Here is a 23294-nt window from a genome sequence, read left to right on the forward strand (position 1 = left end):
AGAGCCAGGCAGACGAGAACAAGCGAAAGCATCAGTGCCATAAGGAACTCAGGAGCGCCGAAATTCGTCGCGAGTTTTGCCAACAAGGGAGCCATGAAAACCAGTACGACCGCACTGATCATTCCCCCGACGAAGGACGAAGTGAATGCGATTGCCAGCGCGCGTTGTGCTTGGCCTTTTCGTGCCATTGGGGCGCCATCGAACGTCGTGATCGCGGCCGATGGCGTGCCCGGAGTGTTGATCAGAATGGCGGGAATGGCGCCGCCGTACCAGGAGCCGCAATATATGCCCAGCAGCAGCGACAGACCGGCTAGTGGTGAGAGGGAGAAAGTGACTGGCAGAACGACGGATATTGCAACCGCAGGACCCACGCCAGGCAAGGCACCAACGATAATCCCAGCCAACGATCCAAGTGCGAGTACAAGCAGCACATACGGATCGCCGATCTGCTGAAAGCCTATTGCGATGCTTTCTAGGACACTCATTTGACCAACCCTTCCAGAGCGAACGGAGCTTCCGGGAACCAGACATCGAGGTAGGCCACGAAAACCAGGTAAAGCGTCAGACCTAGCAGCAACATCGAAATAGCCGAGCGCATGTTGAGGTGGCGGCCCGCCAGCAATGCGACGCAGCCAAACAAAAGCGTTGTCAGGAGATAGCCAGTCCATGGCACAAGAAGGATGTAGCCGATGAAGGTTGCAGAAAGCGGTGCCAGGATATTGAAGTGCGGTTTGGATCCGCTCAACTCCTCGTCCAAAGGTAACCGGCCTCCCGAAACATATTTCAGTGTGAGCGCAATTCCCAGAACCAGAACAACAACAAGCGTCAAGATCGGGAAAAAGTTGGGCTGACGGAAATAAGCATCATCGCCCGAGTATGGAATAAGGGCATGAATGTAAAAGAGGAAGGCGGCAGCTGCTAGCGCTATTGTATTACTGAACACCGCGGACAGAATGCGCATGACGCCTTCCTCGCTTTTGAAGCTATTGCTTGATGAGACCAAGTGGGCCCATGACTGCGCGGAATGCTTCATATTCGGAAGTCATCTGCGCCTTGGTTTCATCCGGGCCGAGAGAATAGACAAGGATGCCTGACTCTGCCGAGAATTCCTGTACTTCTTTCGACTCGACAGCCTTGGACATGGCTGAATAGAGCTTATCGACGATCTCTTTTGGCGTGCCTTTCGGAGCGAACAGGCCGGTCCAGATTGCAACGTCGAAATCCATGCCCTGCTCTCGGACAGTCTGCAGGTCCGGTAATGCTGACATCCTTCCGGAAGTCAATGCAACGATGCCTTTGAGCGATCCGTCCTTGATGCCGCCAATCACCGACGTTACTGGCACAATTGCTAGATCTGCTTCACCATTGAGAAGCTGGCTGGCGTCAACTTTCGTGTAGGACACTTCGTTAAAGGTGAAACCGGCCTTTTCCGCAATTCGGTAGGTCGACAATGTTGGTACCGTCGCCTTGCCCCAATGTGCAAGAATGGGCTGCTTACCTGTGGATTTGGACCATTCTGCCAGCGACTTGATGTCGTTGAATGGTGCATCACCTCGTGCAGCGATCAAGAAAGGCAGCGTTGCGAACATGCCGATCGGTTCCAGGTCACCTATGGAGTATGGCGTTGTTCCTGCGGCAACCTGACTGACGGCTGGGCCAATCGTGAGGCCACCGATGGTGTAGCCATCGGGGCGCGCATTCGCCATTTCCGCAGTTCCAACCACGGCAGCCCCGCCTGGTTTGTTGACGACCTTGATTGTCTGACCGAGGATTGGATCCATTTGCTCGGCGACCTTGCGGGCGATGATGTCCGTACTGGTCGCAAGCGCAGGCCAGGGCAGAATCATTTCAATCGGCTTTTCAGGATACTCGGCCTTCGCCTGCGTCATCAAAGACGCCGCAAGTGCAACACCTGCAATCAGAGTCTTGAGCTTCATCGTTTCCTCCCTTGTGGATTAGAATTTGCGATTACCAGGTAATTTTCTTGAATTTCCGGGTCTGTTCAGTCAGCGCAATTTCAGTTGGCAAACGCTCCATCGAGCTTGCTCCGTAGAAACCGTGGCAATGCTTTGTGTTCTGCAAGATGAAGTCTGCATCAGCGGGCATCGATACAGGTCCGCCGTGAACGAGAACGATCACGTCTTCACGTACTGACTTTGCCGCGGCCCCCAATTCATCGACGATTGCCGGGCAATCCTTCAGCTTTAGTGCCGTATCGGCGCCGATCGATCCTCCCGTTGTCAGCCCGAGATGCACGACGACAATATCCGCACCTGCTTCTGTCATGCCGATGGCGTCTTGGGTCGAGAAAATGTAAGGTGTCGTGAGCATGTCCTTTTCATGCGCAAGGCGGATGAGATCGATTTCCTGACTGTAGGACATACCGGTCTCTTCAAGATTCTGGCGGAACACACCGTCGATCAGGCCGACCGTTGGAAAATTCTGGATTCCAGCGAAGCCGAGCTCTTTCAGTTCATCGAGATAATGATCGAAAATGCAGAACGGGTCCGTGCCGTTCACTCCGGCCAATACCGGCGTCTTCTCTACTACCGGCAAGACTTCTCGGGCCATTTCGACGACGATGTCGTTTGCATTGCCGTATGCGAGCAGTCCCGATAGCGAACCGCGACCTGCCATCCGGTAGCGGCCGGAATTGTAGATAACAATAAGGTCAATACCGCCTTTTTCCTCGCATTTTGCCGAGAGTCCCGTCCCTGCTCCGCCGCCGATGATCGGTTGCCTTTCATCGACCATCTTGCGGAATTTCGTCAGTAGTTCAGTTCGGGTGAATTTCTTCATTGTCTCAGGCCTCCGCGATTTCCATGAAATTGGCCACCACGGCATCGGAAAACTCAGGATCGTTGATGGCATGGGGAATACGGATCAGCCTGCGTTTGGCTGTCTGTTTGACGTTCTTCTCCAATGCTTCGAACAGGGCCTTATCTGCCTCACTATCGAAGAAGGGCGCGCCTTCCACATCGATGATGGAGACACCCTTTTCCGGGATTAGAAACCGGACCGGACCTTCCATTCGATTGAGTTTGCCCGCAATCCATTCGCCCATGCGGGCATTTTCTTCTGGCGTTGTGCGCATCAAAGTCACCTGCTCATTGTGGACGAACAGCTGACGGTCCTTGTATTTGTCTGGAACGGTGGCTTTTCCGCCAAAGTTCACCATGTCGAGTGCACCGCAGGAGCCGACATAGGGAATGCGGGAACGGATTGCCGCGCCCATTCTGTCTTCTCCGGCGCTCATCACGCCGCCCATTAGAAGGTCGGCAACTTCCGTTGTTGTAATGTCCAGGATGCCGGCGAGCGAGCGGCTGTCAGCCAGCTTTTCCATGGTCTGGCCACCGGTGCCGGTTGCATGGAAAACAAAGCACTCATACGTGTCTTCGAGTTGCTTGACGACCCGTTCGACACAGGGCGTAGTAACGCCGAACATGGTCAGGCCGACGGCGGGCTTGTCGGATGAAGCCGTTTCGATTTCCGCTTTAACTGCACCGGCGATCATGCCTGCCGCATTCGCGAGAACCCGCCGCGAAATCGAGTTCAATCCCGCGATATCGACTACCGAATACATCATGGCGATGTCATTCGGTCCGACATAAGGCGCCACATTGCCCGAAGCGACGGTCGAAACCATGACTTTCGGCACGCCAATCGGCAACGCCCGCATAGCCGGTGTGATCAAGGCAGTGTTGCCCGAACCGCCCAGACCAATCATACCGGAAATATTGCCTGAATTTTTGCAGGTCCAGGCAACCAGTGCCTCTGACATGGCGGAGACTGCATCGCCACGGGTTGCTGCCCCTGAGATGCGCTGGACGGCACCTTCGAGTGCCGCCTTCACGTCATCAGCGGAAATGTCACCATGCTGCGAACCGCGCGGAGAGACATCCACTAAGCGCGCATCGACACCCGATTTGCGGATGTGATCGCGAACATATGCAAGTTCATCCCACTTAGTATCACAAGTGCCTATCACCGCAACGAAACGGTTTTTGGACATGTTCTCCTCCCAGAAACGATCTGGCGAAACGGTACCATCAGAGGCAAACGGTGAAATGGCAAAACGTCTTGAATTTCGCTATGAGAAATGCTCTCCTTTCGCATGTCGATAAATTCTGTAAATGAAATCAAATCTTTGAAGCGGGGCCTTTCGGTGTTGCGCCTGCTGGAGGATGAGGGCGCCAAATCGCTCAATGACTTGAACAAGCAGCTTGGGATTTCCAAAACGGCTCTAAGCCGTATTCTGGTCACCTTGCAATCAGAGCGTCTGGCATCCCAACGCATTGCCGATCGCAAATGGGTCGCAGGACCTGGAATTGGGCCAGCCAGCCAAGTCAACGCGAAGCACAACCTTCTGGTACAGGCCGCAACACCCCACCTTGCGAAACTATGCGAAAAAGTGATTTGGCCTTCGGACCTTTCGGTTCGATCCGGCTTGAGAATGGTGCTTGTGGAGACCAGCCGCCCGCATACGACCCTACTTTTCAACAAGCTCTCGATTGGATTTGAGATCGATTTCCTGCTTTCCGCGCCTGGACGTGCCTATCTCGCATTCTGCCCCGAGCGTGAACGCGATCAGATTCTCGCAGGTCTCAAGACACGTCCGGAATACGGATTTCTTTTCGCGGGCAACGAGCTCGCGGACACACTGGAACAAGTTCGTATGCAAGGGTTTGGGCACCGCGACATGCGTTGGGGAGGTCGCGCATCCGAACTGAGGCACACACACGATGATGGGCTGGATGCCATTGCTGTACCCATTTCCGGCCGCAACAAATTACTTGGGTGTGTCAATATCATCTGGATCCGGTCGATTCTTAGCCGGAAGGACGCAATAAACCGATACTTGGGAGACCTCCGTTCCACTGCGAATGCAATTGCTTCGGCAATTACAACCTAGTTGCCGAGTGAGCAGTCACTAAGCGACAGCAGTTTTCGGACGCTCAAGTTCCGACCGCGAACAGTCGCAATGAGGGTGCGCTCTCGTTCGACCGAAATGGGGCCGCTTGCTGACGGTCTGGTCCTTGCCGAGCTACTGAGAAAGCGGACGTTCTGCATACGACCCGATACGCAGACGCTGCTGGTTGCTGGGTATCGCGGATGTAGACTCTAAACGCTGGCCAACTTCCCCTTAAATAGTTGCCGCTCCGCTTACTGGTTGTGCGTTCACGCCATCCCGACTAGCCACATGTTAGGCGGGATTCCGATATGCTCCAACGCATGGTAGTCTGAACCGCGCCGCCGCCCTCCCCGAGTGGCGCGGCCTTTGCATGGCATAAGGGACAACTACCCTGCCCTAGCTGAGACGAGTTCGAATTTGTCTGACACCGCCCGTCGAACGACTTCGAGCGGCCCCACAGACGTATGGCGCAAGGTCTTCATACTGCAAGCTTTTGAAGCAGTTTTTCTCGGGTCGGCTCGTCCTCCGCATCGCCCTCGAACACGACCGTCCCACGTTCGATGAGAACGAAACGGTCGCAGACGGCAAGCGCCTCGTGAATATTTTGCTCGACAAGGACGATGGCACAGCCCGCATCCCGCATTTCGCGTACGATCGCGAAAATCTCGGCGACGATCATCGGGGCAAGCCCTTCGGAGGGTTCATCAATCAGGATCACCCTGGGATCGGCAACCATGATGCGGGCCATGGCAAGCATCTGCTGCTCGCCGCCCGACAGGGTCGTGGCCGGTTGCCTGACGCGTTCGGCCAGCCGCGGAAACCGTTCGAGCACCGGATCGAGTTTCGACGCGGGCTTCGGCCCCTTGAGACCGAGCAGGCCGAGTTCGAGGTTTTCCTGAACCGTCAGCCCCGGAAAGATCCGTCGATCTTCCGGCACGATTGCAAGCCCTTCACGATTGATCGCGTACGGCTCGCTCCCACCGATCTCTTTCCCGTCAAGCTGAATCGAACCCGAGCTTGGCTTCACCCAGCCCGCGATGTTCTTCAGAAGGGTGGTCTTCCCAACCCCGTTGCGCCCGAAAACACCCAGGATTTCGCCTTTCTGAACGTCAAGAGAAATGCCCTGAATCACATGGCTCAGGCCATAATGGCTGTTAAGATCTCTGATATGCAGCATTGTCTCATCCATTTCCGAAATATGCCGCCTGGACAGCTGGGTTGGCGCGCACTTCGTCGGGTTTACCATCCGCGATTTTCTGGCCCTGATGCATGACCACGACATGGTCCGAGACTGCCATCACGATGCCGATATCGTGTTCGATCAACAGAATCGAAACGCTGTCCGTAAGGCTGCGGATCATCTCTTCCGTCTCTTCGGTATCGGCGTGGCTCATCCCCTGGGTCGGCTCGTCGAGCATGAGAACCTTGGGTTCACAAGCCAGACACATAGCGATCTCAAGGCGGCGTTGCTCGCCATGGCTCAGATAGCCAACCTGCTCATGGGTCTTCGCGTGCAACTCGAAGCGATCTATCAACTCGTCGACCTTCTGCGCCGCGCGCCCGGTGCGCCGGAGCGGGCGCAAGGCATGCGAAACAGGTTCCAGCACCTGGGCCGCCAATCTCAGATTCTCGCGCACGGTCATTTCAAAGAACAGGTTGGTGATCTGGAACGACCGCGCCAGCCCGTTCCTTTGAAGCGCCGCAGGCCCGTCGCGGGTAACGTCCTTGCCATCGAGATACACCACACCGCCGCTGGGGCTGAGCGCACCGGAGATCAGATTGAACAGCGTCGTTTTGCCCGCGCCGTTCGGCCCGATCACCGTTGTAATCTCGTTGGGCATCGCGGCAATGGTAACCGCATCGACCGCTTTCAGCCCACCGAATGCGATGCTGAGCGCATCTGTGTTCAGGATCGGTTTCATCATGTCGCTCTTTTCGTCTTGGCTTGTGCAGCGGCATGGCGCCGCTCCGAATTGCGCATACGGGTTTCGACTCTGGGCTTCACAAGCCCCACAAGTCCTTTCGGCATGAAGAGAATTGCACAGATAAAGATCAGGCCGATCACGATGAGGTGGTGTTCGGTAAAGCTGCCCACGACCGATTTAAGAAAGGTCAGAATGACCGCGCCATAGAGCGCGCCGACCAGTGTCCCGGCACCGCCGAGAATGACCATGATGACGGCATTGCCCGACGCGGCAAAGTACATCAGCTCCGGCGACACGAAACCGCGCAGCATCGGGTAAAGCGCACCGGTGATCCCCGCGACGAGCGCAGCGACCACATAGGACACCATTCTCGGTCCCCATGTGGAATAGCCCAGAAACGGGATACGGTTCTCGTTGGCCTTGAGGGCGATGACCAGCCTGCCGAACGGAGTGGTGAGCAGATACGCCACTGCCGCATAAAGGAGCGTGATGATCACCAAGGTCAGAAGGAAAAACGCCAGCGGACTACCCGCCGAAATCGTGACGAACCCGAGCGGAATGTCGAGCACCGGCACACCGATCAGCCCGTCAGACGCGCCGAGTTCACGCGTGTTGTAGACCACCTTGGCAACGACCTGCGCCATACCGAAGGTGATGAGCGCAAAATACACGCCGCGAACCCGGTTGGCGATCAACCCGCCAATGATCCCTGCCAAAAGCGACGCCGTGATGGCCGCGCCCATCGCAAGCCAGAAGGACGGCACTTCGCGCAAAACCAGAGCGGAAACATAGGCCCCCACCCCGAAATAGAGCGCCTGTCCGAGGCTCAACAACCCGCCGAAGCCAAGCAGGATATCGACCGAAAGAGCGAGACCGCCAAGGATAAGGGCTTCGGTCGCGAGTCTCAGATAGAACACGTCGTTGGTCACTGCGGCGAGGACCATGCCGATCACCGCTACGACCAGCAACAGCGCAAAGAACACATGGTTGGCCCGCATGGAGATGTCTAGGCGATCATGCATGGCCGATCCTCCCGAACAGTCCTTGAGGGCGGAACATGAGCACAGCGACCATCACGCCAAAGACGATCGGATCGGACCAGACAGGCGAGATGACGAGGCTTGAGATCGCCTGAACCTGTGTGAGCAGAATTCCCGCAATGACTGCGCCCCAGATCGATCCCATGCCGCCGACGATCACCACCGTGAAGGCCATCAGGATGAAGTCGCGCCCCATCGTGGGAAAGACCGAGTAAACAGGCGCAAGCAAAACCCCCGCAAGCCCTGCCAGAGCCACGCCGAAGGCGAAGGCCCCGGAGTAGACCCAGCCCACGCGGACACCGAGACTCGCCGCCATGTTGCGGTCGAACGCGGCGGCGCGAACGATCGCGCCGAGCCGCGTGCGATAGGTGACGAAAGCGACCGCAAGGATCACCGCCGCACCGATACCGATCAAGAAGAGCCGATAGGTCGGAATATACACTCCGAGCAGATCGGTCGCGCCCGGAAGCGGGTTTTCGGGCCGGTACGTGTTCGGCCCGAAGAGGATTTTCAGCACATCCTCGGCAATCAGCCCCAGCCCGAAGGTCAAAAGCAACGTCGAGACATGCCGGTCTGCCCCATCATAGACCCGACGGATCAGATAGCGCTCCGTGATGACGCCCAACGGCAGCATCAGGATCGGGACCAGCGCGATGAGAACCCAATAGTTGAGCCCCGTAAGGCTCAGCGCCAGCGCGCCATAGGCGCCCACGGCGTAAAACTCGCCATGGCTCATATTGATGACATCCAGCAAACCGAAGATGATCGTGAGGCCCAGCGCCACGAGGATCACGGAGATCCCCAGCGCCAGGCCATTGAGCATCTGCGGCGCCAGAACGAAATGCAGATAATCCGCCATGCGTTCTCTCCGCGCCCCGCTCAGAAACGTTCACATGTGTCGGGACCGATCGCCGCTTCGCCGTCGATCGTATCGACGATGGTGAAAGCTCCGTCTTTGACCTGCACGGCGTACATCGGCTGCACCGCCTGATGATCCCCCGCACGGATGGATTTCACGCCCTGCGGCGTCTGCCATTCGAGCCCTTCGAGGGCCGCGCGAACCTCATCGGTTCCTGTGCCGCCAGCCGCCTCTACCGCCTTCTTGTAGGCAAAGAGCAAGCCATAACTGTCCGCACCGTAAAGATCCGGATCGGCGCCGTTGCGGGCATTGAACGCCTTGACGAATTCCGCATTCTCGGGCGTGTCGATCAACGTGGAATAGCCCACACCGGTGATGAAGCCTTCAGCCGCATCGCCAATGGCACCGATATTCTGGCTGGTTACCGTACCCGATGCGCCAAGAATGGTCAGGCCATCACGCACACCAAAATCCTTCATCTGGGTAAAGAGGCGCACGGTGTCGTTGCCGGCCACCGACGTGTAAAGCACCTCGGGCTGAGCCGCGCGGATATGCCCGAAATACTGGCTGTAATCCTTGGCGTCGAGCGGGGCAAATACCTCCCCTGTGGATTTGGCGCCCACCTTCTCGGCGTTGCTTTTGAATGCGGCCACGGTGGACCGGCCCATTTCATAGTCCGGCCCGAGATAGAACACCTTGGCTTCGGGCTTTTCCTTTTGAATCCAAGCGGCAAGCGCGGCCGATTGCTGACCCGCACGCGCATTCACCCGGAACACGTTGGGCGAACACTTGTCGCCGGTAATCGCGTCCGAGAAGGATACGGTCGTGGCCAGAAGCTTGCCCGCCCGCTCGGCGACCTGACCGACAGCCAAGGTCGCGCCAGAATTCACCGTCCCGGTGAGAAAATCGACGTTCTCGGCGGTCATGAGTTTCTCGGCCTTCTGCACGGCGACCGAAGGGTTGGCCTCGCTGTCCTCGTAGATCAGTTCAACCTGACGGCCCATGATGCCACCCGCTTCGTTGATCTCCTCGGTGGCCATGTCGAGCCCCCAGGTCACCTGCTGGCCGATGCCGGCATAGGTGCCGGAAATCGGGGTGACGACACCGATACGGATCGGCTCGTCCTGGGCCATGGCCGAGCCCGAGAAAAGCGCAGTCAAGGCTGCAGTTGTCATCAGTCCTTTGATAGTCATTGTAGTTCCTCCCTGTGAACTTTGATTAGCGGCCGACGAAAGTCGGTTTCCGCTTTTCGTGGAAAGCCTTGACGCCCTCCGCGAAATCCTCGGATTGACGCAGGCGGCTGTAGCAATGGCCCTCGAGTTCGATGCCAATGGCGACCGTCGCGTTTTCGCTGTCGTTGAGCAGTTTCTTCGCCGTGCGTTGTGCCATGGGCGAAAAACTGCGGAGTTCGTTGACCAGATCGGCGGTGGCCTGTTCGAGCGCGTTATCCTCCACCAGTTCGACGGCAATGCCCCAGTCATGCGCTTGCTGGCCGGTGATCCGGCGCGAACGCATCACGACATCCTTGGTGCGCGCCAGCCCGATAATGGCCTGCAGGCGTGCCGAACCGCCCGAGCCAGGAATCTGGCCGAGTTTCTGCTCGGGCAAGGCGTAGCGCGTGGATTTGGCCGCGATCCGGAAATCGCAAGCAAGCGAAATCTCGAAACCAACGCCAAAGGTGTACCCCTTGTTCGCCGCGATCACCGGCTTGGCGCAGCGCCACGGCGCGGCGACGTTGTCGGCCAGATGGCTTACATGCTCAGGGGACGCGTCTAGAAATCCATGAATGTAACCGCCCGACGAGAAATGCTCGCCCTCGGCACGCAACACGATCACGCGCACGCGATCGTCTGCATCGAGCGCTTCGAAGGCGGCGCGCAACTGATCGCGCTGGCCCATGGAGATCACGTTCATTGGCGGGCGCTCAAGAACGATGTCGCCACGCTCGCTATCGGCATCGACTTCGATGCGAAACCCATCGGGTTCGGCCAGCAGTGGCAGATCTGAATAGGGGTTGGTCATGAATGTAGTCTCCTTTTGAACAGCTTATTTCGCTGTGGCTTGTTTGTGTTCAGGGGTGAAGTTTCCCGCAACCAGTTCGCGACGCAGCAACTTGCCCACCGGTGATTTCGGAAGTTCGGAAACGAAAACGATACGGCGCGGGCGCTTGAAATTGGCGAGGGCCGAACTACGACAGTGAAGGTCGAGCTCTTCAGCGGTCACATCGCCCCGCCGCTTGATGAACGCGGTCACGATCTTGCCCCAGCGTTCGTCGGGCAGACCAACCACGGCGCACTCCGCCACACCGGGATGCATGGAAAGACAGCTTTCGACCTCGACCGGCGAGACATTCTCGCCGCCGGTGATGATCATGTCATCCACCCGTCCGGTAACGAACAAATCGCCGTCGGCATCGAAATGGCCGCAATCGCCGGTAAAGAACCATCCCCTGCACAGCGATTTCTCGTTGGCTTCGGGGCGTTTCCAGTAGCCTTCAAAGGCCTCGTCGCCGCTGAGTGTCGCGATAATCTCGCCTTCTTCGCCCTGGGGCAGGATGGCATCGGGATCGCCCGCCCCCATTTCAACCACGCGCAAGTGCTGATTGAGCCCGGCTTTGCCGGCGGAGCCGGGCTTTGCGACCGCGTCCTGTTCGATCGAAAAGGTATAAACCTCCGATGAGCCGTAATGGTTCACGAACAGATCGGGCCTGAACGCAGCATTGATGCGCTTGAGCAGGCCCTCGGTCATCGACGCCCCCGCAAAACCGAGACGCTTCACCGACGACAGGTCGGTCCGTTCAAAATCGGGATGATCTATCAGGTCATGATAGAGCGTCGGGACAAGGTAGAGGCTGCCGATCCGTTCCTGCGCGATCAGGTTCAGGGCATCGGCGCAGTTGAACCGCGGCAGACAAACGAAAGTCCCGTTCAGCAATGTCATCGCAAGAAGCGACCGTACGCCCATCGTGTGATAGAGCGGCATGACCCCGAGGGTCGTATCGCCCATCGGCATCATGTTCTGCGCGACATGCGCCACAGCGCCTGCACGTTCCGCGCGATGGCGGCGCGGCACGCCCTTGGGTCTGGCCGTCGTCCCGCTCGTGTATAGCATGACCGAGCAATCCTCGGTGCTGGCTTGCGGTGTCGCATCGGGTGCGGATTGCGTGACGATATCGTCAAAAGACGCAGCACCCTCGACCGCGATACCATAGGCGATCTTCGGCAGGCCCGTGACGCCCTCCGCCTCCCGAACCGATTTTTCGCTGGAAGCGTCGAATATGATCGATCGCGCATCGCTGTTGGCGACGAAAAAGCCGAGTTCATCAGGTGTAGCGCGCCAGTTGACCGGCACGATTGCAACCCCCGCGAGTTGACAAGCCCAGTGAACCGAGGCCGCGGCACGGTTGTTCTGAAGCGCCGTTACGATACGGTCGCCCTGTTTCAGGCCCAAATCCGCAAGCCCTTGCGTCAGGGCCGAAATCTGACCGTACCATTCACCATAGGTCAGGCGGATCTCGCCATCGACCAAGGCGAGCGCATCGGGCGCGCGGGACACGCTCGCGACAAGAGAGCGTCCGAGATCAAGCATGATCGGTTTCCTTCCGTAAAGTTTCAGCCGCCTCTAGAGCGGCCTGAACGATGGCGTGATAGCCAGTGCAGCGGCATAGATGCCCCGAAAGCACATCGCGGATGCGCGCCTCATCGGCGTCGGGGGCGTCGCGCAGCAACGTGTCGAGCGACATCACGATCCCCGCTGTGCAGAACCCGCATTGCAGGGCGTGATGTTTTCGGAATGCGTCTTGCAGCACCGAGAGACGACCCGGCGCCGGGGCAACGCCTTCGACCGTGTCGACGGTTGCGCCCTCGACCTGAACGGCAAGCGTCAGGCAGCTACGCGCCAGCATTCCGTCGATCCGCACGGTGCACGCGCCGCAAACACCGTGTTCACAGCCGACATGCGTTCCGGTTGCGCCCAATTCACCGCGCAGCACATCGCTGAGCAGCATGCGCGGAGAGGAATGCGTTTCGACGGCACGCCCGTTCAGCGTAAACCGTATCACATGGGATTGCGTGGCATCTAACCGGCGCATGCGCGGGCCTCCTTCAACACTTGGGCGCCAAGGCCACGCACCAGGTCGCGACGATACCGGGCCGTTGCATGCAGATCGCCGCGCGCGTCGAGCGACCAGGCAAGCGCATTGAGCGCGTCCGCCTCGTCCTCGGGGGCAAGCGCATCCCAATCCTTGACCACAGGTGTGTCGTTGACCCCACCAACGGCCAGGCGGACACGGGATTTCGTGACGACAGCGGCGCAGGCAACGATGGCGAAATCGCCCTTGCGGCGACCGACCTCGCCGAACCCCGTGCCGCTTCCGGTAGGCAGATCGGGGAATTCGACCGCCACGATCAATTCGTCCTCGGCCTTGTCGGTGAGCATCATCCCCAGAAAAAACTCCGCACCGCTGACACGGCGCAGCTTTCGCCCCTTGCGCAGAACCACCTTGCCGTCGAGCGCACACAGAGCGAGCGGGATTTCAGCCGACGGGTCTGCATGGGCGATAGAACCGCAGATCGTTCCGCGGGCGCGTGTCTGCGGATGCCCGACCCAAGGCAGCAGCTTCGCAAGAAGCGGATTGAGCGCCTCCAGATCCTCGCGCGCCAGCAACTCTGCTTGACGCACCCCGGCACCGATCCGCAACATGTTCTCGCCGGTCTCGACCCTGCGTGTTTCTTCGGCATTCATGAAGTCGATCAACACGGAAGGCCGCGCAAGACGCATGTTGAGCATCGCCATCAGAGACTGGCCGCCGGCGATCACACGGGCCTCGTCACCTGTCTCGAAGATCAGGCCGGCGGCCTCGTCCAGACTGTCGCAGCGGATATAGTCAAACGGTGCCGGCTTCACGATGCACCTCCCAGCCGCGCGCGCAGCCGCGCGAAGATTCCCTGACGGTGTGTAGGGGCGCCCGCCCTGCGGCCCAGCGCCGAAAAGAACTGGCCAATGACGATCTTTGCCGCCCCGTCGAGCAAGCGCCCGCCCACGGACGCGACCTTGCCGCCGACCGAAGCCTCGTAGGTATAGCCGATGATGGTGCCGCCCGCGCCGTCCGGCGCAAGAGTTACCTTGCCCTCCCCCATGCCCGTACCCAGCGCGCCGCTGGCCTTGCCGGTCAGAACCGCCGAACGCGGCTCATCCAGATCCGACAGCGCCACATCCACGCGATAACGCCCCTTCACCGGGCCGACGCCAAGCGTGACATCCGCCAAAAACCGCGTTGGCGACAGGCGCTTGACCCCATGCGCGCCGGGAATGATCGCGGCAAGCTGGTCGGCATCCATCAACAAATCCCAGATGTCTTGCGGTGCCGCATCGACGCGCGCCTCCCCCGTCCCGGACAGCCCCTTGCCGCCAGTCTCCCGGCGCTTTTCCTGACCCTCGGGCGCCTTGGGCTCGTCTTGCAGAAACCCTGCGATCCGTGCGGGGATCAGCGGCAGCACCAGATCGACCTCTCCGCAACCGGGACGCAACGCATCTGCAACCGCGTTCGCCACACAAACCGGTGTCGACATGCAATTGCCTTCGCCCACGCCTTTCGCCCCGAGAGGTGTGACCGGAGAGGGGGTGCAGATATGGTAAATTTCCAGATCCGGGATCTCGTGAACCGTCGGAACGGGATAATCTGCGAAAGTGCCCGCTAGAAACGCCCCGTCCTCATCATAAGCGTATTCTTCATAAAGCGATGCGCCGATTGCATGGGCAAAGGCACCGCGAATCTGGCCCTCCACCATGCCTTCGTGCAGGATCGTGCCGCAGTCATGCATGCTCACGTAGCGGTCGATATGCGCCTCGTGGGTGATCGGGTCGATCTCGACTCCGCAAAAATCGAAAATGAATCCATGGCACAGCGACGAGTTGATCTCGTCCGCTTCGTTTGGCGCGCTCAGTTCGGGGGCTGTCCATATGGCTGTTTCCCGGATCGGCGAACCATCGAGTTCCGGCAGGGTCGCCGGAGCCCAATGGGCCGCCGAGGCCACACGCGCGAAAGGAAGCGCCGCATCGGGATTGCCGGCCGCAAATATCCTGCCCCCCTCGAACCGCAGATCGTCCGCCACCACGTTCAGTTGCGCCGCCGCGATCCGCGCGAGCCGGTCACGCAAGCGATCCGCCGCGATGCGCACGGCCCCGGCCGAAGCCGCCGCGAACCTGCTGGCGTAATTGCCTGCGGCGATGGACCAAGCATCTTTCGTGGTATCGAGCGCCGCGACAACCTTGATATTGCCCGGCGACAGCCCGAAACACTCGGCAACGATCCCTGCGGCAACGGTCTTGTGCCCCTGGCCCTGCGGTACGGAATCAAGTTGCACGGTAATCGTGCCCACCGGGTCAATATGGACCGTGGCGCTCGACTGCGCGCCGTTTTTGGGGCCCGATCTGGCGCGCTCTTCGGGCGTCAGCACAGTCGACAAATACCCCATGTTGGACACCGAGGGTTCGACCACGACCGACAAACCGATACCGTACATCCGGCCTTCGGCGCGCATCTCGTTCCGACGAGCCACAAGCGCATCGTACCTCCCGTCTCTCAACGCCTGCTCAAAGGCCTTGACGTAATCACCGGAATCATAGGTCGCTCCGCTGGCGGTCTTGTAGGGGAATGCACCCGTCGAGATCAGGTTCGTCCGGATCACATCGATCGGATCGAGGTCCAGTTTCACCGCGATACGCTGCATCAGCCGTTCGAGCACGAAGTATATCTGCGGCCCGCCAAAGCCGCGGTTCAACCCCGTCGGCGTTTTGTTGGTCATTACGATCCTGTTGCGCACCGACAGGTTCGCGATGTCATAGGCGCCGCACAGATTGCCATGCATCCGGTACAGCGTCGCCGGTTCCGGCGCGCGCAGATAGGCACCCACATCCTCGACCTGATCGTAATCGAGCGCGGTGATCCGGCCATCGCCCCGAACCGCCGCCCGCAGTGTGATGGCGCGATTGGTCGATGAGACAGACGCTGTGAGGTGTTCCAGCCGATCCTCAACCCATTTCACGGGCCGGTCCGCAAGCCGCGCACATGCAGCCAGCAGCGCAATGTAAGGAAACACGCCCTGTTTGACCCCAAAGCTGCCGCCCGAATCCTCGGGCGTCCGCAGGCGCAGGCAATTGCCCGGCACTTGCAAGGCCCTTGCGATCACCGGATGGATCGAGAAAGGCCCTTGGAAATTTGCCGTGATGTCAAAGGATTGGCCATGTGGCTCCCATTGGGCAAGAACGCCATAGGTTTCGATGGGGGTGCAGGAATTGCGCGGATACCGCACCGAGATATCCACCACATGCTCTGCACCGTCAAAGGCCGCGCCCGGATCGCCATAGGTGAACTGCCGGTCCGATCCAAGATTGCCACCCATCTCGTCATGCAGAACCGGCGCATCCGCGCCGAGCGCCTCGACCTGGTCGAGCACCGGCGCAAGAGGATCGTAATCTACCTCGATCAGATCGAGCGCATCCTCGGCCGTATAGCGGTCTCCGGCGAGAACGACGGCGACGGGTTCGCCAGCATAGCGAACCTTGTGCCGCGCAATCGGCCAGCATTCGATCGGAAGCCTGACCCCAACCATGAGCGGGGCCGCGACCCCTGCATAATCCTCCCCGGTCAGAACCGAATGCACACCGGCAAGGCCGCGCGCCGCATCCACATGGATCGCGCGCAAACGCGCATGGGCATGCGGGCTGCGCAGAATGGCGGCATAAAGCGTGCCATGCGGCACCGGCAGATCGTCAAAGAACTGACCGCGCCCCGTCAAAAGGGGTGCGTCTTCCAGCCGCGACATCGGTTGATGCGGCACATCCTTCGCCATCGAGGCCCTCCTCCAAGACCGTCATGTCATTGGAAGAGAGGTTAAGCAGTGAGAGGGCGGAAACCGATTGTCAGGGAGCGCAGAATTTACCGAGAAGTCTCAAATACGTAAGAAACCCGACACATTCCCAAGCCGGGAAATCGAGCGAAAGCTCGAAGGCGTGACACCGGAATGATCGCGGAAAAACCGCGTGAAATGCGCCTGGGTGGTGAACCCGAGCGTATCCGACAGCGCACCGAAACTGATATCGCTGGTCACCGCCGCGCTCACCGCGCGCTCGATTCTGATCATGTTCAGAAAGACGCGGGGGGTAACACCTGTCGAACTTTCAAAGACGCGAAAGAAATTCGCCCGGCTCATGCCCGCGGTGTCCGCAAGGCTATAGATATTCGTCACACCACCGGGGTTGCGGCGCAATTCGCTGACGGCCTTGGCAACGCGCCAGTCTATGTTGTGGTTGCGCGCGGCATCGCGCAGGCTGTCGCCGACCGAGCGCCATTCGGTGAACCGTTCGATGACTGCGATCATGAGCTCGCCAAGCTGGCTTTCATGCTCTGCTATCGCGGTTGGCGTATGTACCATGCTCGCCGCGAGATCCATGGTTTGCTTGCGGATAGCCGGTGTGATCGCATCGACCGTCTTCTCGAAGAACCCCGCACCTGCGCTCGCGGCCCAGTTGGGGCGGAACCCCGCCAGCCACGAGGGCTCGATATACAAGGCAAGAATGATCGTCCGGGGCGCATTCTGCCGATGAACATAGGCATGCGGCGTCCAGGCGTTGATCAGGACCGCGCTGTCGTCGGTCAGGGGGGCGACCTCGTCACCGACCAGAAAGGACGTGTCCGCGCCATCGACCTTCAGCAGCACATGACAATGCGGATGGGCATGGCGCACCAGCGAGCGATCCATGTCGAGCAGGGCAACACGGCCGAATTCGCCTGTTCTGATCCGCAACGCGTCGGACATAGCCCTCCTCCGATCTCCCTTCGCTGCAGGACACCTGCGCCAAGTTGCACGAATATAGCGCAATTTGCCAACAATACAAAGCCTGTCCGGGGTCTGATGCCGGAGGGGGCAGGATCGTATCATAAGGGCATCAACGCTGTTTCGGCCATCTGTACTCGCCGGTGAGCAGGATATGTGCCCATCCGAGGGGTGAGGTATGTGCCATGAGGTGGGGTGCGCAGTCCAAGCCTTCGCGGCGGCGATTGGCGACGGCCTGGCCGAGATGCTTGGTGTTCCAATAGATGACAATCGCGGCCAACAGGTTCAGCCCGGCCATGCGGAAGTGCTGCCCCTCGCTGGTTCGGTCGCGGATTTCGCCCTGGCGGCCGATCCGGAGGGCGTTCTTCAGGGCATGGTGGGCTTCGCCCTTGTTCAGACCGATCTGGGCACGGCGCTGCATGTCAGCGTCGAGCAGCCAGTCGATTATGAAGAGCGTCCGCTCGATCCGTCCGATTTCCCGCAGTGCCACAGCCAGCTCATGCTGACGGGGATAGGATGCGAACTTCCGCAACAATTGGCTTGGGGGCATGGCCCCCGCCACCATGGTTGCTGCGCTGCGCAGGATGTCGGGCCAGTTTGCCGTGATGAGGCGTTCCTTGATCTTACCGCCAATCAAGCCCTTCAGCTCTTTCGGGCAGGTGGCCGGATCGAAGAGGTAGAGACGCTTTGATGGCAGGTCGCGGATACGCGGGATGAACTGGAACCCGAGCAGCGAGGTCACGGCAAAGACGTGATCGGTGAAGCCGCCGGTGTCGGCATACTGCTCTGTGATCTTCCGCCCGGCGTCGGTCATCAGCAGGCCGTCCAGGATATAGGGCGCTTCGTTCACTGTGGCCGGAATGGTCTGTGTGGCGAAGGGGCCGAACTGGTCGGAGACATGAGTGTAGGCCTTCAGTCCTGGCTCATGCCCGTACTTGGCGTTGATCAGGTTCATCGCCTCGCCCTGACGTGTCGTCGGGAAGAACTGCCCGTCGCTCGATGCGGTTTGTCCGCCACCCCAGAACCGCGCCATCGGCAAGTTGGACTGCCCTTCAATCACCATGGCCAGGGCGCGCGCCATCGCCTCCCCTTCGACATGCCACCGCGACAGGCGTGAGAGCTGGAAGAAGTCGTGCGTGTTCGTGGCTCCGGCCATTTTGCTGAGCCCGAGATTCAGCCCTTCGGCGAGCAACACATTCAGCAGGCCGATCCGGTCCTTGCAAGGCACTCCGGTACGCAAGTGCGTAAAGGCCTCGGTAAATCCGATTTCATCGTCCACCTCGAGCAGGAGGTCCGTGATCCTGACTTCCGGTAGACGTCTATAGAGATCGAGCACCAGGGCGTCGGCTTCCTCGGGAACTGCTGCGGTCAATCGGTCGATTTTCAAGGTGCCATCCTCTATGGAACCTCCCGGTATGGTCCCGGCCTTTGCAGCGCGGGCCAGTCGGCATACAGCATCGGACAGACGCGCCGTGCGGTCGGCCAACCAGGTTTCGGGCTCGAACGGCATGGCCAGCCTCGGCGTGCCGCGGGCGGCCTCGACCGGGACCAGCGCGTCCTTCAGGTCGCCATACCTTCGCGAATGCGCCAGCCAGATATCACCTGAACGGAAGGCATCGCGTAGATGGAACAGGACCGCGACCTCCCATACTCGGTGCTCATCGTCGCCATCCAGGTGGCGATGCCACTTTGAAGTGCGGCGCAGGGGGGTCAGCGGTCGGCCGTCAGTCGTCTCCGTGCCCGCGATGATCACGCTCGCCGTCAGCAGCGGTTCCGCCACGGGCGTGGCGCAAATCTCCAGCGCCCGCAGCATGCGAGGCGCATAACGCCGGAAGCGATGATATCCGTGACCGACATGCGCCAGCGGATCGGCGGCGAATGTATCGGTCAGTTGTGCAGCCGTGGCGACAAGCCCCTTGAGGGATGACCAGCCGCCAGCATTGCCGACGGCCTCTTCAAGGGAGGCCTGGTCCTCATGCGCTTCCAGAAGCGCCGCGCCCAATGTCCTGAAGGATTGCAGGGTGTCCTTCAGCACCGATTTGGCGTCGTTCATCCGGGCGTCACATCGCGATTTCGCCTCGCGCCACGTCTTGCCGACGATCCGGTCATGGGTCTCGACCACGGCGTCGGCAATGGCGCTACGCCATTCCAGCGCGCAGACTGCAAGAATGGCGAGGCGGCGGTCACCCGAGATATCCCTCAGATCACCCGCGAAGTATCGCTCGCCCTGCCGACGCAGGCGGGCAACGCGATGCGGTGGCACATCGGCAAGAACTCCCCGGTCCAGTTTCAAAGCTTGCAAGTATTCCAGGCGCTCCAGCAGGCGGTTCATGTCCGCCGAGTTCCGCCCGATCTCGAACTGACGCAGCCAGACGAAGCGCGTGACCGCGCCGCCCGCATCTTCGGTCAGCAAGGCGTCGAGCCGGGTTCGCATGTAATCGTCCAGTCGACCGGCGATCCGGGCCTCGACCCGGCGTTCCGCCGCCACCAGCGCATCCGCGCAAAGCCGCTCGATGACCGTGATCCCCGGCAGGATGGTCTGGGCCGCCCGGCATTGCTCGACGAGGTGCCGTGCCAGACCCTCGTTCGACCGGGCGGTTTCGGCGGCCTTCTCAAGCCAGGCTTTCAGGTCCCGAGCGCCCCGCCCGGTGAACATCTTGTAGCCATAGATCTCGCGCAATTCGACAAGGTGCCTTCGGCGCGTGACGTCTGTCTCCGCATAGCAACATAGGTCGTCGGCCCTCTCGCCAAGTTGTGCAGCGATGAACCTGGCGACTTCGATCGGGATCACCTCGGCCGGCGATAGCAGCCGTCCTGGATGCCGAAAGGCGCAAAGCTGCAGGGCAAAGCCCAAGCGATTGTGCGACTGCCGCCGTGTCAACGCCGGAGCAAAAATGCGCCAGTTGGCCGAAGTAAAAATGCGCCAGATGACGTCATGCGAAGGGGCCCGATCGGGCCCCTTCGCATGAAGGCGCGCCGTTTCGTCGGGATCAGTCCGTTGCGGAATCGCGGTTTGGCTCGGCAGCCTTGCGGGATTGTGCGAGGCGATAGCTTTCGCCGTTCATTTCCAGGATATGGACATGGTGGGTGAGCCGATCGAGGAGCGCGCCGGTCAGTCGCTCGGAGCCGAAGACGCTGGTCCATTCATCGAAGGGCAGGTTCGACGTGACGATGGTCGAACCGCGCTCGTAGCGCTGTGAGAAGACCTCGAACAGCAGTTCGGCTCCGGTCGGCGACAGCGGCACGTAGCCGAGTTCGTCGATGATCAGCAGTCGAACCTTGGTCAGTTGCTTCTGCAGCCGCAGCAGTCGCTTGTCGTCACGCGCCTCGAGCAGTTCGTGCACCAGCGCCGATGCGGTGATGAAGCCGACAGGCAGCCCCTTCTGGCAGGCGGCCAGACCGAGGGCGAGAGCGATGTGGGTCTTGCCGGTGCCGCTGTTGCCGACGGCGATGACATTCTCGTTGCGGCTGACGTAGTCGCAGCGCGCCAGTTCCATCACCAGCATCTTGTTCAGCGATGCGATGGCATTGAAGTCGAAGCTGTCGATGCTCTTGACGGCGGGGAAGCGGGCCGCCTTGATCCGCCGCTCCACCATGCGCCGTTCGCGATCGATCAGCTCGAGTTCGGCAAGCCGGCAGGAGATAACGCGAATGATCGACGCCTTCGGCGGCGCACTGCCGGGCGAGCTTGTCGTATTCGCGCAGGAAGGTCGGCAGCTTCAGCGCCTTCAGGTGATGGGACAGCAGCAGTTGCGGCGTATCGTTCATGACCCGGCTCCGGCCAGAAGGCTCATGTAGCTGCGCACCGACGTCACCTCGACGCGGGCTTTCGGCAAATAGGGATAGACCGTCATGTCGAGGCGTGGTGGCCGGCGTTCGATCCGGCACAGGACGAGATGCTTGACCGCGTCGAACCCGATCGTGCCGCGTTCCAGCGCACTGCGGATCCCGGCATGGACATCGTCGACGGAGAATGTCTCCATCAGGCGCAGCACCTGGACGAACTCCGCGCCTTCTTTTTCCCAAGCGCGCTTCCAGAAGCCGGCGCAGCGTGGTGAAGGCTTCCGGCAGGTCCCAACCGGCCAGCGGAGCCGCCTGGTCGAGGGCATTGGTCTTCTGCTCGATCAGCGCCAGGTAGTGTAGCGGGTCGAAGATGAAGTCCTCCGTCTCCCAGGAACGGCGATGGCGGGCGATGATCTCGGCGCCGCAGGCAATCACCACCTCGTGGACGTAGCCGCGCACGAGAACCTCGCGATGGCCGTAGGTGGTCGGGACGGAATAGTCGTTGCCGCGATAGCGAACCAGCGACAGCGAACTGACCCGGGCGGTGCGCTTGTCGCAGGCGTCGTAGGCCACGGCCGGAAGAGGCTGGAAGTGGGCGCGGTCGCGTTCGAGGCGTTCCCCGATCGTCTCGCCATGACCGCGCAGCCTGTCGCTCATGCGCCGGCGGCACCGGGCTTCCAGCCAGGCATTGAGATCGTCGAAGCTGGCGAACCGCGGCAGCGGCACCATGAAGTTGCGACGGCAATAGCCGACCAGCCCCTCAACCTTGCCTTTGTCGTTGCCCTTGCCAGGACGTCCGAAGCGATCCTCGAACAGATAGTGGGAGATCAGTTCCGAGAAGATGCGTGTCCGCTTGCGGGTGCCGTCTCCAAGAATGCGGGCGACCGCGATCCTGGTGTTGTCATAAAGGATCGAAACAGGCACCCCGCCGAAGAATGCAAAGGCCGAGACGTGACCGTCGCAGAAGGCCTCGCTGGTCTCTGCCGGGTAGGCCTTCACGAAACAGCCGTCGGAATGCGGCAGGTCCATCGCCAGGAAATGGATCTTGCGCTCGGCGCCGCCGATCACGCCGAGCGCTTCGCCGAAATCGACCTGGGCGTGGCCCGGCGGATGGGCCAGCGGCACGAACATCTCGCGCTGGCGCTGTCGGGCGGCATGGACATAGTCCTTCACGATCGTGATGCCGCCAACATAGCCGCGCTCGTCACGCAGACGCTCGAAGATCCGCTTCGAGGTGTGGCGCTGCTTCTTCGGCCGGTCGCTGTCTTCCGCCAGGATCTGGTCGATAATCTCGACGAACGGGTCGAGCTTCGGACGGCGAACCGGCTTCATGCGCCGATACCCCGGCGGAACCGAGAACCGCAGCATCTTCTCCACCGTCCGGCGATCGATCCCGAAAACACGGGCAGCCTCGCGCCGGCTCATGCTCTCGACGAAAACCGCCCGCCTGACACGTCCATAAAGTTCCACGCCCTTCATCCCCGCCCTCTGCCAAAGTCGAGAAGGCTACCACTGGCGGAGTTTTGCTCCGGCCAACAGCCGGATCATCCGGCCGCTTCAGTGGTGGATTTTTACACCGGCGTTCTCACTTAACTCGCTCCAGCGGGTCATGGCAAGATCGACATAGGCCGGATCGATATCGAGCCCGCGGAAGACCCTGCCCACGCGTTCCGCCGCGATCAGGCTGGTGCCCGAACCGAGGAAGATATCGAGCACCAGTTCGCCTTGCTTTGTGACGTCGCAGATCGCATATGCGACCATGGTGTTACTTAGCGGGTCGCCAATGTCCGCTTCCCACCCCAGTTGCAGACGTTGAGCGTTGCCGACGTGAATGACCGAAATGGCGGCGCAAAACTGCCGTTGACTGCCGGTTCAAATCCGGTTGCCGTTTGCCTGTTTCCATCAACTGATTGTCGATTCTTCGACTGGACTTCTCGT

At 60.2% G+C, this 23294-nt stretch carries 18 protein-coding genes and 3 pseudogenes; 1 reads left to right on the forward strand and 20 read right to left on the reverse strand.

Going from position 1 to position 23294, the window contains the following annotated elements; all coding sequences use genetic code 11:
• The 5 genes from R3D65_RS18760 to R3D65_RS18780 all read right to left on the reverse strand — a co-directional run.
• A partial coding sequence (locus R3D65_RS18760) for a tripartite tricarboxylate transporter permease (protein ID WP_371276862.1) occupies positions 1–485 on the reverse strand: 485 nt, incomplete at its 3' end.
• Positions 482–961, reverse strand: a complete 480-nt coding sequence (locus R3D65_RS18765) for a tripartite tricarboxylate transporter TctB family protein (RefSeq protein ID WP_371276864.1) — start codon at positions 959–961, stop codon at positions 482–484. The genes R3D65_RS18760 and R3D65_RS18765, both read right to left, overlap by 4 nt.
• Before the next feature lie 22 nt (positions 962–983).
• On the reverse strand, positions 984–1937 hold the full coding sequence (locus tag R3D65_RS18770; RefSeq protein ID WP_371276866.1) for a tripartite tricarboxylate transporter substrate binding protein: 954 nt from the start codon (positions 1935–1937) through the stop codon (positions 984–986).
• A 31-nt stretch (positions 1938–1968) separates the two neighbouring features.
• Positions 1969–2799: a phosphoenolpyruvate hydrolase family protein gene (locus tag R3D65_RS18775; protein ID WP_371276868.1), complete on the reverse strand. Its 831-nt coding sequence runs from the start codon at positions 2797–2799 to the stop codon at positions 1969–1971.
• A 4-nt stretch (positions 2800–2803) separates the two neighbouring features.
• Complete coding sequence (locus R3D65_RS18780) at positions 2804–4012, reverse strand: Tm-1-like ATP-binding domain-containing protein (protein WP_371276870.1); 1209 nt, start codon at positions 4010–4012, stop codon at positions 2804–2806.
• Positions 4013–4114: 102 nt separating this feature from the next.
• Here R3D65_RS18780 and R3D65_RS18785 point away from each other — a divergent pair, with 102 nt between their 5' ends.
• Positions 4115–4912: a helix-turn-helix domain-containing protein gene (locus tag R3D65_RS18785; protein WP_371276872.1), complete on the forward strand. Its 798-nt coding sequence runs from the start codon at positions 4115–4117 to the stop codon at positions 4910–4912.
• 478 nt (positions 4913–5390) lie between these two features.
• On the opposite strand, the gene R3D65_RS18790 is transcribed toward R3D65_RS18785, so the two are convergent.
• From R3D65_RS18790 to R3D65_RS18860, 15 genes and pseudogenes are all read right to left on the reverse strand, one after another.
• Positions 5391–6089 (reverse strand): ABC transporter ATP-binding protein, encoded by a 699-nt coding sequence (locus R3D65_RS18790; protein WP_371276873.1) that lies wholly within the window; start codon positions 6087–6089, stop codon positions 5391–5393.
• A 4-nt stretch (positions 6090–6093) separates the two neighbouring features.
• Positions 6094–6837 (reverse strand): ABC transporter ATP-binding protein, encoded by a 744-nt coding sequence (locus R3D65_RS18795; RefSeq protein ID WP_371276874.1) that lies wholly within the window; start codon positions 6835–6837, stop codon positions 6094–6096.
• The gene (locus tag R3D65_RS18800) at positions 6834–7859 is read right to left on the reverse strand and encodes a branched-chain amino acid ABC transporter permease (protein ID WP_371276876.1); all 1026 of its coding nucleotides are present in this window, start codon (positions 7857–7859) and stop codon (positions 6834–6836) included. The genes R3D65_RS18795 and R3D65_RS18800 overlap by 4 nt, the downstream gene beginning before the upstream one ends.
• Entirely contained in the window at positions 7852–8736 is an 885-nt protein-coding gene (locus R3D65_RS18805; RefSeq protein WP_371276877.1) for a branched-chain amino acid ABC transporter permease, read from the reverse strand. The genes R3D65_RS18800 and R3D65_RS18805 overlap by 8 nt, the downstream gene beginning before the upstream one ends.
• A gap of 20 nt (positions 8737–8756) precedes the next feature.
• The gene (locus tag R3D65_RS18810; protein WP_371276878.1) at positions 8757–9869 is read right to left on the reverse strand and encodes an ABC transporter substrate-binding protein; all 1113 of its coding nucleotides are present in this window, start codon (positions 9867–9869) and stop codon (positions 8757–8759) included.
• Between the two features lie 85 nt (positions 9870–9954).
• Positions 9955–10758, reverse strand: a complete 804-nt coding sequence (locus R3D65_RS18815; protein ID WP_371276879.1) for an enoyl-CoA hydratase/isomerase family protein — start codon at positions 10756–10758, stop codon at positions 9955–9957.
• 24 nt (positions 10759–10782) lie between these two features.
• Positions 10783–12324, reverse strand: coding sequence for an AMP-binding protein (locus R3D65_RS18820; protein WP_371276880.1), 1542 nt, complete (start codon positions 12322–12324; stop codon positions 10783–10785).
• The gene (locus R3D65_RS18825) at positions 12317–12826 is read right to left on the reverse strand and encodes a (2Fe-2S)-binding protein (protein ID WP_371276881.1); all 510 of its coding nucleotides are present in this window, start codon (positions 12824–12826) and stop codon (positions 12317–12319) included. Before R3D65_RS18825 ends, R3D65_RS18820 begins: the two co-directional genes overlap by 8 nt.
• Positions 12814–13641: a xanthine dehydrogenase family protein subunit M gene (locus R3D65_RS18830; RefSeq protein WP_371276883.1), complete on the reverse strand. Its 828-nt coding sequence runs from the start codon at positions 13639–13641 to the stop codon at positions 12814–12816. Before R3D65_RS18830 ends, R3D65_RS18825 begins: the two co-directional genes overlap by 13 nt.
• Positions 13638–16589, reverse strand: a complete 2952-nt coding sequence (locus R3D65_RS18835; protein WP_371276885.1) for a molybdopterin cofactor-binding domain-containing protein — start codon at positions 16587–16589, stop codon at positions 13638–13640. Before R3D65_RS18835 ends, R3D65_RS18830 begins: the two co-directional genes overlap by 4 nt.
• A gap of 99 nt (positions 16590–16688) precedes the next feature.
• Positions 16689–17555 (reverse strand): AraC family transcriptional regulator, encoded by an 867-nt coding sequence (locus R3D65_RS18840; RefSeq protein WP_371276886.1) that lies wholly within the window; start codon positions 17553–17555, stop codon positions 16689–16691.
• A gap of 130 nt (positions 17556–17685) precedes the next feature.
• Positions 17686–20448 (reverse strand): annotated as a pseudogene (locus R3D65_RS18845) (Tn3 family transposase); the annotation flags it as partial.
• Between the two features lie 115 nt (positions 20449–20563).
• Positions 20564–21341, reverse strand: a pseudogene (gene istB / locus R3D65_RS18850) (IS21-like element helper ATPase IstB).
• Positions 21338–22835, reverse strand: a pseudogene (gene istA / locus R3D65_RS18855) (IS21 family transposase). The pseudogenes istB and istA overlap by 4 nt, the downstream one beginning before the upstream one ends.
• Before the next feature lie 78 nt (positions 22836–22913).
• Positions 22914–23117 carry a DNA methyltransferase gene (locus R3D65_RS18860; protein WP_371276888.1) on the reverse strand — a complete coding sequence of 68 codons (204 nt, stop codon included), beginning with the start codon at positions 23115–23117 and terminating at the stop codon, positions 22914–22916.
• Positions 23118–23294: the final 177 nt, after the last annotated feature.

The organism is Zhengella sp. (genome assembly GCF_041397485.1).
Taxonomy (GTDB): domain Bacteria; phylum Pseudomonadota; class Alphaproteobacteria; order Rhizobiales; family Rhizobiaceae; genus Zhengella.

Coding starts and splice junctions, on each gene's coding strand:
- R3D65_RS18835 (WP_371276885.1), bottom strand. CDS start 16,589: ATGGCGAAGGATGTGCCGCATCAACCGATGTCGCGGCTGGAAGACGCA.
- R3D65_RS18815 (WP_371276879.1), bottom strand. CDS start 10,758: ATGACCAACCCCTATTCAGATCTGCCACTGCTGGCCGAACCCGATGGG.
- R3D65_RS18805 (WP_371276877.1), bottom strand. CDS start 8,736: ATGGCGGATTATCTGCATTTCGTTCTGGCGCCGCAGATGCTCAATGGC.
- R3D65_RS18765 (WP_371276864.1), bottom strand. CDS start 961: ATGCGCATTCTGTCCGCGGTGTTCAGTAATACAATAGCGCTAGCAGCT.
- R3D65_RS18790 (WP_371276873.1), bottom strand. CDS start 6,089: ATGCTGCATATCAGAGATCTTAACAGCCATTATGGCCTGAGCCATGTG.
- R3D65_RS18785 (WP_371276872.1), top strand. CDS start 4,115: ATGTCGATAAATTCTGTAAATGAAATCAAATCTTTGAAGCGGGGCCTT.
- R3D65_RS18795 (WP_371276874.1), bottom strand. CDS start 6,837: ATGATGAAACCGATCCTGAACACAGATGCGCTCAGCATCGCATTCGGT.
- R3D65_RS18810 (WP_371276878.1), bottom strand. CDS start 9,869: ATGGCCCAGGACGAGCCGATCCGTATCGGTGTCGTCACCCCGATTTCC.
- R3D65_RS18775 (WP_371276868.1), bottom strand. CDS start 2,799: ATGAAGAAATTCACCCGAACTGAACTACTGACGAAATTCCGCAAGATG.
- R3D65_RS18825 (WP_371276881.1), bottom strand. CDS start 12,826: ATGCGCCGGTTAGATGCCACGCAATCCCATGTGATACGGTTTACGCTG.
- R3D65_RS18770 (WP_371276866.1), bottom strand. CDS start 1,937: ATGAAGCTCAAGACTCTGATTGCAGGTGTTGCACTTGCGGCGTCTTTG.
- R3D65_RS18860 (WP_371276888.1), bottom strand. CDS start 23,117: ATGGTCGCATATGCGATCTGCGACGTCACAAAGCAAGGCGAACTGGTG.
- R3D65_RS18800 (WP_371276876.1), bottom strand. CDS start 7,859: ATGCATGATCGCCTAGACATCTCCATGCGGGCCAACCATGTGTTCTTT.
- R3D65_RS18820 (WP_371276880.1), bottom strand. CDS start 12,324: ATGCTTGATCTCGGACGCTCTCTTGTCGCGAGCGTGTCCCGCGCGCCC.
- R3D65_RS18840 (WP_371276886.1), bottom strand. CDS start 17,555: ATGTCCGACGCGTTGCGGATCAGAACAGGCGAATTCGGCCGTGTTGCC.
- R3D65_RS18780 (WP_371276870.1), bottom strand. CDS start 4,012: ATGTCCAAAAACCGTTTCGTTGCGGTGATAGGCACTTGTGATACTAAG.